15 protein-coding genes are annotated in these 13,268 nt (G+C 45.0%); 2 read left to right on the top strand and 13 right to left on the bottom strand.

Annotation, left to right across the window (positions count from 1 at the left end):
- Positions 1–39 precede the first annotated feature (39 nt).
- From soxX to ICN41_RS03445, 7 genes are all read right to left on the bottom strand, one after another.
- Positions 40–645 (bottom strand): sulfur oxidation c-type cytochrome SoxX, encoded by a 606-nt coding sequence (soxX, locus tag ICN41_RS03415; protein ID WP_216291429.1) that lies wholly within the window; start codon positions 643–645, stop codon positions 40–42.
- Between the two features lie 18 nt (positions 646–663).
- Positions 664–1,509, bottom strand: coding sequence for a sulfur oxidation c-type cytochrome SoxA (soxA, locus tag ICN41_RS03420; protein ID WP_216291430.1), 846 nt, complete (start codon positions 1,507–1,509; stop codon positions 664–666).
- Between the two features lie 36 nt (positions 1,510–1,545).
- Complete coding sequence (gene soxZ / locus ICN41_RS03425; protein WP_216291431.1) at positions 1,546–1,854, bottom strand: thiosulfate oxidation carrier complex protein SoxZ; 309 nt, start codon at positions 1,852–1,854, stop codon at positions 1,546–1,548.
- Positions 1,855–1,911: 57 nt separating this feature from the next.
- Positions 1,912–2,364, bottom strand: a complete 453-nt coding sequence (soxY, locus tag ICN41_RS03430; protein ID WP_216291432.1) for a thiosulfate oxidation carrier protein SoxY — start codon at positions 2,362–2,364, stop codon at positions 1,912–1,914.
- Between the two features lie 81 nt (positions 2,365–2,445).
- Positions 2,446–3,513, bottom strand: coding sequence for a c-type cytochrome (locus ICN41_RS03435; RefSeq protein WP_216291433.1), 1,068 nt, complete (start codon positions 3,511–3,513; stop codon positions 2,446–2,448).
- On the bottom strand, positions 3,497–4,897 hold the full coding sequence (gene soxC, locus ICN41_RS03440) for a sulfite dehydrogenase (RefSeq protein WP_216291434.1): 1,401 nt from the start codon (positions 4,895–4,897) through the stop codon (positions 3,497–3,499). The genes ICN41_RS03435 and soxC overlap by 17 nt, the downstream gene beginning before the upstream one ends.
- Before the next feature lie 34 nt (positions 4,898–4,931).
- Positions 4,932–5,246 carry a metalloregulator ArsR/SmtB family transcription factor gene (locus ICN41_RS03445; RefSeq protein ID WP_216291435.1) on the bottom strand — a complete coding sequence of 105 codons (315 nt, stop codon included), beginning with the start codon at positions 5,244–5,246 and terminating at the stop codon, positions 4,932–4,934.
- 138 nt (positions 5,247–5,384) lie between these two features.
- Here ICN41_RS03445 and modB point away from each other — a divergent pair, with 138 nt between their 5' ends.
- The gene (gene modB, locus ICN41_RS03450) at positions 5,385–6,032 is read left to right on the top strand and encodes a molybdate ABC transporter permease subunit (protein ID WP_255537879.1); all 648 of its coding nucleotides are present in this window, start codon (positions 5,385–5,387) and stop codon (positions 6,030–6,032) included.
- Entirely contained in the window at positions 6,032–7,138 is a 1,107-nt protein-coding gene (locus ICN41_RS03455; RefSeq protein WP_216291437.1) for an ABC transporter ATP-binding protein, read from the top strand. Before modB ends, ICN41_RS03455 begins: the two co-directional genes overlap by 1 nt.
- Before the next feature lie 24 nt (positions 7,139–7,162).
- Here the strand turns inward: ICN41_RS03455 and ICN41_RS03460 are convergent, their stop codons facing one another.
- From ICN41_RS03460 to folC, 6 genes are read right to left on the bottom strand one after another with little or no spacing between them, the layout of a single operon-like run.
- Positions 7,163–7,780, bottom strand: a complete 618-nt coding sequence (locus ICN41_RS03460) for a bifunctional 2-polyprenyl-6-hydroxyphenol methylase/3-demethylubiquinol 3-O-methyltransferase UbiG (RefSeq protein WP_216291438.1) — start codon at positions 7,778–7,780, stop codon at positions 7,163–7,165.
- A gap of 2 nt (positions 7,781–7,782) precedes the next feature.
- Complete coding sequence (locus tag ICN41_RS03465; RefSeq protein WP_216291439.1) at positions 7,783–8,991, bottom strand: O-succinylhomoserine sulfhydrylase; 1,209 nt, start codon at positions 8,989–8,991, stop codon at positions 7,783–7,785.
- A gap of 59 nt (positions 8,992–9,050) precedes the next feature.
- Positions 9,051–10,589, bottom strand: a complete 1,539-nt coding sequence (gene purF / locus ICN41_RS03470; RefSeq protein ID WP_216291440.1) for an amidophosphoribosyltransferase — start codon at positions 10,587–10,589, stop codon at positions 9,051–9,053.
- Between the two features lie 4 nt (positions 10,590–10,593).
- Complete coding sequence (locus ICN41_RS03475; RefSeq protein WP_216291441.1) at positions 10,594–11,160, bottom strand: CvpA family protein; 567 nt, start codon at positions 11,158–11,160, stop codon at positions 10,594–10,596.
- Entirely contained in the window at positions 11,160–11,939 is a 780-nt protein-coding gene (locus tag ICN41_RS03480; RefSeq protein ID WP_216291442.1) for an SPOR domain-containing protein, read from the bottom strand. The genes ICN41_RS03475 and ICN41_RS03480 overlap by 1 nt, the downstream gene beginning before the upstream one ends.
- Positions 11,940–11,942: 3 nt before the next feature.
- The gene (gene folC, locus ICN41_RS03485; protein WP_216291443.1) at positions 11,943–13,268 is read right to left on the bottom strand and encodes a bifunctional tetrahydrofolate synthase/dihydrofolate synthase; all 1,326 of its coding nucleotides are present in this window, start codon (positions 13,266–13,268) and stop codon (positions 11,943–11,945) included.

Below are 13,268 nucleotides of genomic sequence, written 5' to 3' on the forward strand. Positions count from 1 at the left end.
TCCTTTATGAAAACAGGCCTGTCGGCCTGTTTTTTTACTTTATTGATTAACTGGTGACGCAGGATCTAGCAGTAAAGCCATGACATCCTGCATTTGCTTCTCATTTAAGAGCTTGAAGTGACCGAAGCGGGGCATATTGCTGCAAACGTTGTATGCCTTCGAATTATTAATACGATTCCAGGTGTATTCCACTATCTCTTTAGAGTAACCACGTAACTTTCCATAATTCCAAAGTGATGGCCCAATATTTCCATAAGACACCTCTTTGATATTAATCTGGTGGCAGTTATAGCAACCGCCTCCATTTTCGCTACCTGCTTTATCAGTCCAAGTGGCACCTCGACCGCTTTGGGCAATCTTTTCACCGTTCTTCCAGTCGCCGATATATTTACCATCAGAAGGTTGCTTAATGGATTTCATATTTTCAGCTTGGATTTTTTCGCGCGTTTTTGGATCGCCAGCACCACCTAAGTTCGCCATATTGGAGCAAAACTTTTGCGCTGCATCTTGATCCAGACGATCAAGTCCAGCTTGCCCTTTTGCTTCGAAGCTCGAGGACATCATCTTTTCAAATGGAGTTGCAGCATGTGCAGCGCCGATAGATAAAGCGAGCGTAAGTGCTAATAAGGATAATTTATTTTTCATGTTATTTATCTCCAGCGATTAACGCTTCAGTCCAGGTGCATTCATTGTTCCGCCCTTGGCATTAACTGCCATATAGAGGGAAACAGCGATAGTGTCGTCAGAAATATAGATCGGCTCAGGGAAACGCTGCTGGCGATAACAGTCATTTAGACGGCGTTGCATTGTCCAAAAGTTGCCGCTAGATACACGGTATGCCGGCCAGTAACCCCATCCAAGCGCTGCGCCTTTTTGCTCAGTGATATTTGGCAAATCTTGCAAACGAATACGCTTGCCATTTTCTGCATGACAAGATGCGCAGGAGAAGTCCATTGGACCACCCTGATAGAAGAAGGACTTCTTACCAAGCTCATACATTTCTTTTTCTTTAGGATGGTTAGCAACAGTGTTGATTTTCATACCCTTGGATTCAGCAACAACATATGCAACTACTGCTTCAACATCCTTGCGCTTGCCCTTTTCAAAGCCCGCTTTAATAATTTCTTGACTGTTGTATCCCTGTAACTTCTCCATACAGGTTACCAAGCGGGATTCCAAGTCTTGAACTTTGTTGGTATCTTTAAAGTATTTTGGCAATTGGGTATAGGCGCCCTTCACAACGCCAGGGCCTATACCTAAATCACACTTTTCTAATGAAACATTTTTAGGGCCCATGGGCTTTTTCCAAATGTCTTCACCAGCTGCCTCATACAAATCAGCAGGGTTACCATCAGCAATCATTGCACGATACTTTTCAATTTCGTCTGTTGGAGCCCCTCCAGTTGGAGCGGCAGCTTTAGAAGCCTCATTTTTTGCAGGAGGACTAGAACAGCCCTGCAATACTACAAATAAGCCAATAATAACGCCATATAGAATGCGTGTTTTCATGGTAACCCTTTTATTTTTTAATTGTGCGTATTGATTTTAAGAAGCAGTTGCTTCATCAGTACGTTTGTCGCCTTTATTGTCATTCCAAGTCACAACAATTTTGTCGCCTTTAGCGCCTTTGTATTTAAAGTTCAAAAATGGATCCTTAGAAACTGCAGGACCAAATTCGCCAGCAAATACTTTTTTGCCATTGGCTGTAACGTTAATTGTGCTGATAAACCACTGAGGAATAGTTTTGCCGGCAGCATCTTTACGCTGACCGGACTCCATATCATGTTTCATCAAAATTTTTACATCTACAGTACCGCCATTTTCAGCAGCTCTTACGCGCATTGGATCAGCCATTTTGGTTCCTCTTTTACTCTATATATAAATAAATTGTTTTATTGGATTACTGCGAAATTAACCGCCACAACCACCAAGTGTGACTTTGACTTCTTTAACAGTCACAAGCCACTTACCATCAGCCTTGACTAAACCATATACATTGGATGTTTGACCCATCTTGATGCGAGTTGTCACGAATGGATCGGTGCCAGCAGGTATAAAGAATTGTGCGGCCAAAGCGCTTGGGTTTTTCTCAACCAAGATTGCCAGTTGTTCAGCTTTCAGTGTTGTTGTAATGCCTACCGGAACTACTGCACCATTTTCAGCAATATCTGGAGCATTCAAGGTCACTGCTGTAGATTTTTCTGGGCTACCAGCTCCTAAGATCTTGAATACATCATCCAAACTCTTGCCCTCAAAAGCGGCTTTATTCCACTCTTGTGCTTGTGCAATACTAATTAAACCAGTGGAGGCCATCAGACCAAACACTGCTGAATACTTCACTAAACTGCGTCTCTGTTGATTCATAAAAACTCCTTTATTAATCTCTTACACATAAAAATATTATTACTTAACCATTCAAACATTAAGGTTAACACCTATTTTTAATTACTTGCCACCTGAAAGCATCCACCCAACCAAAGCTTTAGATTCCTCAGCGGTTACATCTTGAGCCGGCATTGGAATAGCGCCCCATGCTCCAGAGCCACCTTTCATCACCTTGGCAGAAAGCATGGCTAAAACGGCGGGATTTTTATACTTTGCAGCAACCTGCTCAATTGAAGGCCCAACTAACTTTGCATTTGGAGCATGACAAGCAGAGCAATTTTTGGCTTTAAATAAAGCTGCCGGCCCAGTTTCAGCAGCAGCAGTAGATTTTGACTTCATGCTGGCACCAACGGGAAGTGCTTGTAATGGTGGTTTAGTGCTATCAGACCCTCTATAGGGGCCATATTCACGATTTTGCAACGCAATATCACCGTGAGCATTTCTGGCGTAATCAGGCAATGTGGAGCCAATTTGAACAAATTGGGAGCAATTACTCATACAAGCCTTGGCATTTACGTCAGGCTTACCATTTGCAGTCCACATGCCATGCTGAAAATTCATACCGTTGCGATTAGGCATTTTTGCCTGAACTTCAGCGATGTTGGTATTACTCAGCACAAAATCGCTAGGCACAATTTCCCCCAGACTGAGGATATAAGCAACTAACGCATAAGTTTCATCTGCACTCAATGAACGCGGAGCATTCCAAGGCATTGCACGATAGATGTAGTCCCACAAAGTTGAGACGGTGGCCACCTTCATTAAAGTAGTTCGTTGAGGCTGCTTATTATTAGATAAGGAGGCGACCTTACCGGTTTTTTGATCTTCTTTACTGGTGCCACCGACGATAGGCGTGAAGATTTCATTAGATTCACCAAAGCTACCATGGCAACTAGCGCATTTGGCCTCCCAAATACCTTCCCCCTTGCTGGCAGATCCAGACCCCTTTGGGAGGCCTTTAAAATCCGGACGCACATCAATATCCCAGGCTGCAACTTCAGCCATCGTTGCGTGACGGCCAATGCCTGGAAACTTTGAAGAATCAGATTGCGCAATCGCACTATTAGCACCCAAAACTAGAAGTGCCACAAAACCAATGCGCGTAGTTAATTTATCCAACTTGTACATTGCTAACCTCACCATTTGAATCTAATTTCCAAGATTGAATTGCATTGTTGTGATAAATGGATCTTGTTCCACGCACATCACGCAAGGCCTTAATTGATGGCTGAACGTAACCAGTTTCATCAATTGCGCGTGATTGAAGAATTGCAGGAGATCCATCCCATACCCAGTCAATATTGAAACGGGTAATAGACTTAGTGAGAATCGGCGTTTCAAGGCGTGCAGTACGCCAGTTATTGCCACCATCGAACGAAACATCTACACGCTTAATCTTGCCACGCCCAGACCAGGCCATGCCACTCACGTTATAGAAGCCTTTATCTAACAACTGTTGCCCGCCTGATGGGGTGGTAATAACAGACTTACATTCCTGCACAGATGTATATTGACGATGAGAGCCATCTGTCATGAGATCAATATAGTGAACGGCCTCATCTTTTGCAGCCCAAGGCATATCACCGATTTCTAAACGGCGAAGCCACTTCACCCAACTGACACCCTGAACTCCTGGCACAACCAAACGCAATGGGAAACCATTTTCAGGACGTAACATCTCTCCATTCATTGACCAAGCTACGATAGCGTCATTTAGGCAGCTTTCCAAATTAATAGTACGAGTCATGCCGGATCCATCACCACCTTCGGCTAACATAAACCTGCCTTTTTTAAGATCAGCACCACATTCCTCAAGTAAGACCTTCAGAGGTACGCCTGTAAATTCACAACAAGAAAGCATGCCATGGGTGTACTGAACGGTAGGTACGGCAACGTTACCCCACTCAAGCCCAGTATTGGCACCACACTCAATAAAATGCGTACGAGACACTGATGGCAGGCGCATCAAATCGTTCATGGTAAATACACGAGGATTTCTTACCATGCCATTAACCATCAAACGATGCTTATCTGGATCTACGTTATACCAACCTTGGTGGTGACGTTCAAAATGCAAACCATTTGGAGTGATAGTTCCAAATAAACCTTGAAGAGGCGTAAAGGCCACCGATGCAGCAGAGACACGTGTAAGACCAGGCGACTCACGGCGAATTAAATTAGCCTCATATATTGATGGCACGCCATAGGGCATGGTTGCTACATTCTTACCTAAAGTGGTTTGCCACTCTTGCTTTTCAAGAATGAATACGTCCCCTTCACCCGAAGCCATTGCTAAAGGTGCTGCTAAACCAGCTGCCGCCCCACCAATCGCAGAAAGAAAGCCCTTGCGCAAAAATCCACGACGGGTTTCATCAAGCCCATTCTCATTAATATCTGCAATTAAATCCTGAGATACGAAGTGCTCCGGCGCCTTTACTAAGCGAGCCCTGTTGGTTGGCTTTTCGACTGCATAAATATCTGCAGCACTTAATTCAATTTGCTTCTTAGTCATTTGACCTCTGCTTATAAAAGTTAACTTCTTAAACTTAGTGAATTTCTTTGATAATTTTTGCGCAAACCATCTGACATATATCTACTGTTGCACTATCGGCAATTGAGTAATAAACGGTAGCTCCTTCTTTACGCCTAAACAAGATTCCAGCTTTATGAAGCGCCTGAAGATGTCTAGATACATTAGCTTGACTGGTGCCGCACATCTCAATAACCTCTGATACTGATTTTTCTCCAGAGCAAAGCGCATAGATAATCCGGAGACGTGCTGGCTCAGACAGAATATTGAAATAAGCTGCCACCTTAGGAAACACCTTCTCCATCTGTTTGGGAGATAAGTTTTTCGCCATATTTGGAGTCTTAGATTTCAATTTAAAAAGATGCCCTAATAGAATATGCATGAATACGCATATTTGACTCTCCAAGCGCCCAAAGCGATATAGTGGCTAACCCTATATTGCCAAGCAATACAATGTAAAAACATGGATATGGACGCAATTCTTCTTTCTCTTAAATTAGCTATTTGGACCTTAGTCCTCATTCTGCCGTTTGGAATTTGGGTAGCCCACTCCCTCATTAAGCTAGGAAAAAGCAGACCCTGGATTGAGGCTGCTTTAGCCCTGCCATTGGTACTACCCCCTACTGTTTTAGGCTACTACCTACTGGTGGGCCTAGGAGGCAAAGAATTTCTGGGAATTCCTTTGGTTTTCTCTTTTACAGGAATCCTCATTGCCTCACTTATAGTCAATCTGCCATTTGCGATCCAACCGATCCAGCGCGCCTTTGAGTCGATTAATCCAGAGATACGTGAAGCGGCTCAAGTTAGCGGCCTTAGTAACTGGCAAATCTTTCGCTTAATTGAGCTTCCTTTGGCTTGGAGAGGAATTACTAGTGCGGCGGTACTTACCTTTGCCCATACACTTGGGGAGTTTGGCGTCATCCTAATGGTTGGCGGTGCGATACCTGGTGAAACTAAAACGGTCTCTATTGCAATCTATGACAAAGTACAAAGCTTTGACACTGCAGGCGCTGGTGCATTATCACTACTACTGCTGACAATCTCACTGGTAGCCATTGCATTGTCCTACGGTGTTTTTGGACGAAACCCTCTCCCCCAAAGAAGTCGGGGTAGCTAATGCTCAAAATAAAAGCAGCCCAAATTAGCCCGAGCCCCCTGCAAATCAATCTAGAGTGTGGTCCGGGAGAATTACACGCTTTAGTAGGCCCCTCTGGAAGCGGCAAAACAACCGTTTTACGCACCATTGCCGGTTTAAACCATCCTCACTCTGGACGAATTGAATGTGACGAGGAAGTTTGGTTTGATGTTGATGAGCTTAGCGCTACAAAAACCATCCTAGCTCCTACGGCACGCTCCTGTGGATTTCTATTTCAACAATACGCTTTATTTCCACATCTAACTGCATTAGAAAATGTCTGTATTCCTCTGCACAACTCTGGACTGAGTATTGCCGATCGAAAAATTATTGCCAAAGATTGGCTGGCACACATGGGGATTAGTGAGCTTGCGGGACGGATGCCGCATCAACTCTCAGGAGGTCAACAGCAAAGAGTTGCCCTCGCAAGAGCGCTAATCAGACAACCTAAAGTCTTGTTGCTAGATGAACCGTTTTCTGCAATCGATGCTCCCACTCGTCAAAGCCTATATAAAACATTGGCCGATTTAAGAAAAGATCTCCGCATCCCCATTCTGATGGTGACGCATGATCTGCATGAAGCAGATTTACTTGCTGATCGCATTACGGTGATCGACCAAGGAGTGGGCCTACAAACTGCAGCACCACAAGTCCTATTTCAAAAACCCAGAAATGCACGCGTTGCAGAACTAGTGGGCATTAATAATATGTTTGAAGGCGTATTCAACTCAGGAAAACTCAGTTGGAATAACAGCAAACAAATTTTTAATGTGATGGATAAGGGCAAGATTCCACCCAATACACCAGTAGCCTGGGTTATCCCGGCAGATGGATTAAGCCTTCATGAGGAATCTAGCGCTACTAGCATTGCGGCCAAAGTTTTGCAAATCAGCACCCTAGGACAAATTGCAGTGATTCAGCTGCAACTAAGTGACAGTCCTCACACTATTACATGGCAAGCATCTGCAGCTGAAGTGAAGCGCCTATCACTCAAGATGGATGGCATAGCTCATATAGAAATCGATAGCGCTAAGATTCACATCATGCCATTGCGACCCATTAATGATCCGCGGCGATTTAGTAACTAGCACTACCATTACCTTTGCTGCGATTTACTTTTGAGCAACTAGTCCCAATAAAGCAGACATACCAGTATGTCTAGCGCCCTCAGATAACTCTTTTTCATAGCAGCCTAGATCCAGAATCTGGAAATCTTTTGCAAGATCTCTAATCATATCCTCGGTGTACAGATGCTCGATGAGTGAGGGGCCACCTGTTTTATATACCAGCTGCTTTGGCGTATAACCCTGAAGAATAAAAATCCCACCTGGTTTTAAAGCCTCATAAGTTTGCTGAAAAATTCGGGCGCGCATAGCGGGATCAGCAAACTGAATAAAAATTCCGATCACTGCATCATAGCTATTGGCACCCCAGCTAAAGCCATCACTATCACAGAGAGAGTAATCAATGCTGACTTGATTATCCTGGGCAAACTTTTTTGCTTTTGTAAGGGCGATATCCGAAACATCAAAACCCACTACTTGCATACCTTGCTTGGCTAGCCAAACGCCATTACGGCCTTCACCATCAGCAATGCAAAGCACTTTATTGCCTGACTTTAAATATTGTTTAGTCTGTTCTACTAAATACTCATTAGGCTCTTTGCCGAAAATGAATTCTGCTTTATCAAAGCGCTCATTCCAAAATTGAGTAGCGTCAGAAAAACCCATGTCTACTTTTTAAAGCCACCAACAAGGTCATTCTTCAAGTCGTTGATATTTTCAAGGCCCACTGCAATGCGTACCAAGCCATCAGAGATACCGGCAGCCTTGCGAGCTTCAGGACTCACACGGCAATGTGTAGTTGTTGCTGGATTGGTAATCGTTGTCCGTGTATCACCTAAATTAGCAGTAATAGAGCACAGCTTAGTTTGATTAATCAGTCTAAAGGCTGCCTTTTTGCCGCCTTTGAGTTCAAAAGACAGAATCGCGCCACCCTCTTTTTGTTGGCGTTTAGCTAAAGCATGTTGAGGATGGGATTGGAGGCCCGGATGATAAACGCGCTCAACTCCCGGCTGCTTTTCTAGCCACTGAGCTAGAGCAAGCGCATTCTGACTCTGCTGCTTCATGCGCAACTCCAGAGTCTCAAGGCCTTTCAGGAAAACCCAGGCATTAAAAGCCGATAGTGTTGGGCCTGCAGTGCGTACATAGGGAAATACTTTTCCCATAATGAAATCATTACTACCGACAATCGCTCCACCAACTACTCTGCCCTGTCCATCAAGGTACTTTGTTGCCGAATGAATCACCACATCAGCGCCTAGTGACAAAGGCTTTTGTAATGCAGGAGTGCAGAAGCAGTTATCTACTGCAAATAATGCGCCTGCCTTTTTAGCAATTTTCGATATCGCTTTAATGTCAGCAATTTCAGTTAAAGGGTTAGACGGCGTCTCTAGATAAAACATTTTGGTATTAGGCTGGACAGCAGCCTGCCATGACTTGGTATCAGCCAAGTCAACATAAGTAGTCGTCACACCAAAGCGGCCCAATATATTGGTAAAGAGCTGAATGGTTGCGCCAAAGACGGAGCGCGAGCAAACCACATGATCGCCCGCCTGCAAATGGGCCATTGCCATCGTCAGAATGGCTGACATTCCTGAGGCGGTTGCAATGCAGGCCTCACCACCCTCTAAAGCAGCCAGACGATCCTGGAACATGCTGACGGTTGGATTCGTAAAGCGGGAATAAATAAAGCCCTTATCTGCGTGAGCAAAGCCCTCTTCCGCAAGTTCAGCACTATCAAAGCAAAAACTGGAGGTCAGAAATAGTGCTTCCGAATGCTCTTGATATTCACTAGTGCGACGCGTGCCGGCCCGGACCGCCAAGGTCTCAAGCGCGAGCTTAGAAAAATCAGGTTTTTTGCGGGTAGTTTTGCTCTTCATCCTGCTATTTTGACACTGAATCCCCAATTTGCCTCAGTTGAGGCAAATTCCTGTCGTTTTTAGTCTTCAGTAGCTAAATGCAAATGAAGTTGTGAGCGAGCAAAATCACTGGAATCACGCTGTCTATCTGCCTTAGCTTCCGAAGTATTTCGGGCGGCCTCTAAAGCATCTAGATAGGATTCGGTGATATCGCCAGTAATGTAATGTCCATCAAAACAAGAGGCTTCAAAGTTCTGGATATCTGGATTGATATCCCTAACCGCCTGCTTCATATCCTCTACATCTTGATAAATCAACTGGTCAGCACCAATGAGTTTGTTAATTTCTTCATCAGTACGACCATAAGCCACTAACTCACTACGTGTTGGCATATCAATTCCGTAGACGTTCGGAAAACGTACTGGGGGTGCCGCAGATGCAAAGATCACTTTCTTGGCGCCCGACTCACGAGCCATTTGCACAATCTCAAATGAAGTGGTGCCACGAACAATAGAGTCATCCACAATCAATACTGTTTTATCTTTGAATTCAATACGCATTGCATTGAGCTTTTGGCGCACAGATTTTTTACGTACTGCTTGACCAGGCATGATGAAGGTCCGACCGATATAGCGATTCTTGAAAAAGCCCTCACGGTAATCAACACCAAGACGTTTTGCTACCTGCATCGCTGCGGGACGACTAGAGTCCGGAATTGGCATAACTACATCAATTTCTGCAACATTGGTTTCTTTACGAATCTTCTCAGCGAGATAGTCACCCATACGCATACGAACGTTATAAACAGTTACGCCATCGATTGTGGAATCCGGACGGGCCATGTATACATATTCAAAAATACAAGGGGTAAGCGCTGCATTTGGAACGCATTGACGTGAGTAGAAATTACCATCCAGATCAATGTAAATCGCTTCACCAGGATTAACGTCGCGGACAAAGGTAAAGCCTAAGCCCTCTAGAGCAACCGACTCAGATGCCACCATCCACTCTGGGCCCTTGGCTGTATCAATTCGACCAAGACATAAAGGGCGAATACCAAAGGGATCGCGGAAGGCTAACAAGCCATAACCTGCAATCAGGGAAACAACCGCATAAGAACCTTTAACACGCTGAGTGACACCGGTAACCGCATTGAACATGGCACCCTCATCCAAGGCAGCACTATTGGTTTCCTTTTGTAACTCATCAGCCAAAACATTTAGCAATACTTCAGTATCAGAACTAGTGTTGATATGGCGACGATCACGATATGCCATCTCAACACGCAAACTTGGCGCATTGGTTAGGTTACCGTTATGAGCCAAAATAATTCCATAAGGGGCGCTCACATAGAAAGGTTGAGCCTCCTCTTCACTGCTAGCCGAACCTGCAGTGGGATAACGAACCTGGCCAATACCAGCGCTCCCCACTAAGCTGCGCATATTGCGAGTTCTGAATACGTCTCGCACGAGACCATTGGCCTTATGCATGGTGAATGAGTTGCCGTTCATGGTGGCAATACCTGCAGCATCTTGTCCACGATGTTGCAAAAGTAACAAGGCATCATAAAGAAGCTGATTAACTGGGGAGTGGGAAACTGTTCCTACGACGCCGCACATATTTCTAGATCCCTATGGTTAATTTAGGTGTAATGGTTGGAGTTACTTTAGGCATTGCATCACTCAACTGCTTTGCCCAATCTGCAGGCAACCAACTTTTAATTAATCCAGTGGCCATATCAATGGCTGGGCGAGTAATCGCCTTTTGCCAGGCAACACTTTGAGGAATAGGAGTTAATGCAGCTAGGGTTGCTAGAACCACCACAATCAAGCCCCCGCGCATTAAACCGAAAATTAATCCTAAGAAACGATCTGTCAGACTTAAGCCTGCAGACAAAATAATTTTTTGAATCACTCCGCCAAATAAACCGCAGGCAACCAAAGTCAAGATAAACAATATTAAAAAGCTAATTCCTAAGCTTAGCAATTCATCCAAGTGGAAAGTAGAAAGCCACTCAGTAGATAAGTAATAACTATAGTGATAAGCCACCCAAGCAGCTACAAGCCACGAGGCCAGAGCTAGGACCTCCTTAAATAGACCGCGAGATATTCCAATCAAAGCCGACACAAGCAAAACCACTAGGGTGAAATAATCCACCGTTGTAAATTTGAGGGTGGATATGTATTCCATTACTGCTTACCTGTCTCGACAATTCTGGGAGTTAAGCCCATCGCCTTAATTTTTTTCTCAGCCGCTTCTGCAGACTCTTTATCGGTATAAGGACCTGCACGAAGAACATATAACTTAGTGCCGTCGGTACCATTTTTATTTAAAACGTAATTCGGAATTTTTTGATCTTTCAGTTTGGTGATCCAACCTTTTGCGCGCTCTTCAGAGGCAAAGGCGCCAATCTGAATCACAAACTTTCCTGATCCTGTTGAAGCTGGTGATTTGTCTGCACCATCTTCCGCCTTCGGTTTTGTTTGAGTGCTAATAACTTCTTCTCCAGCAGCCAATCCTAAGCTCGCAGACTTAGCGGGTGCAACAGACTTCACATCGGGCTTTTCCTCTACTTTTGCATCAGGCTTAACTTCGGCCTTAGGCTCAGCCACCACCTCTTTGGTTAAAGCGTCTACTTTCGGCTTTTCGCTTGGCTTTGGTTCTGCACTTGGAGTTGGCAAACTAGTGACGATATTGACCGCAATGTCGTTGTTAACAGACTTTGGCTTGCTATCGAGGATGCGTGGCAAACCAACCACTGCAATCAATACCAAAACAGCTGCACCGATAAGTCGGTGACGAGCGCGTTGTTGTTCTGGGTCTTCAGTTAGCGCAAGTTCTTCAGCTTCGGCTGCGCGTTGGAAACTACGTGGAGCGGGATTCTTGGCGGTGCGCCGACCCCTTGCTGAACCTAAATCAAGGTCATCAGCCTGTGTTTTTCGCTTAAAAAGCTTCGGTAAACGAATCATGGATCAATGCGCCTGGTTGTTTCGATAAGCCATTACGCCTGCAACGGTATAGAAGGATCCGAAGGTCACAATTCTATCACCCTCACCTGCCTGAGATAGCGCTTTTTGATACGCTGCAGCAGGATCTGAAAAACACTCTATTCCGCCGTCAGATCCGTTTTTTGGCTTTACGCCCAGTGCCTCAAGCCTCTTAGCCAAATCCTGAGCACTAGCAGCCCTTTGGGTTGGAAGATCGGTACAGAACCAAAAATCAACGGTTTCCAAGAGGGGCTTAATGACCCCATCAATATCTTTATCGGCCATAGCGCCAAAAACTGCGTAGGTATAAGGGTGGTAACCCATTTTCTCCAAACTTTGGCCTAAAGTAGCCGCTGCATGGGGGTTATGAGCGACGTCAAGCACTACCGTGGGCTGACCAGGCAAGACTTGGAAGCGTCCTGGGAGCTCGACTAAAGCAAACCCATTCCGGATATCCTGGGCGCTGACTGGTAAGCGCTGATGCAGAGCCATCAAGGCTGCTATGACTGCAGATGCATTGAGAATCTGATTAGCGCCCCTTAAAGCGGGGTAACCTAAGCCACTAAAGCGCTTTTTACGACCAGCCCAACCCCATTGCTGCTTATCGCCCTGAAAGTTGTAATCACGTCCTTGCAACCAAAGATCACAGTCTAATTTTTCAGCATAATCAATTAAGGTTTGTGGAGGCACTGGATCTCCGCAAACCGCTATCTGTCCCGGACGAAAAATTCCCGCTTTTTCAAGTGCAATCGCCTCGCGCGTGCCACCCAAATAATCCGCGTGATCAATATCAATGCTGGTAACAATGGCACAATCCGCATCCACAATATTGACAGCATCTAAGCGGCCACCCATACCTACTTCTAGAACCACGGCATCTAAATTCGATTTAGAAAATAAATACATGATGGCAAGAGTTGTGAATTCAAAATAAGTGAGCGTAGGTGCATCCACCAAACTCACTCGCGCCCTCTCTACCACCTCGAAACACTCTAGCAAAGTGGCATCACTCACATCAGCGCCATTGATACGGGCACGTTCATTGAATTTAAGTAAATGTGGTGAGGTATGGCAACCCACCCGATAACCTGAGGCCAACAAGATACTCTCGAGATAAGCACAGGTTGATCCTTTTCCATTAGTGCCTGCAACCGTGATCACAGGGCAATCAAAATGCAAATCTAGGGCCGTCTTGACACGATTAATTCGCTCCAATCCCATATCGATGCCGACAGGATGAGCAGACTCGAGGTGACTTAGCCAAGCCTCCAGGCTAGAAAATAAAATAGGGGTTGAATGTGCGGTAGTCAA

It is taken from the genome of Polynucleobacter sp. 15G-AUS-farblos (assembly GCF_018882445.1).
Lineage (GTDB): Bacteria > Pseudomonadota > Gammaproteobacteria > Burkholderiales > Burkholderiaceae > Polynucleobacter.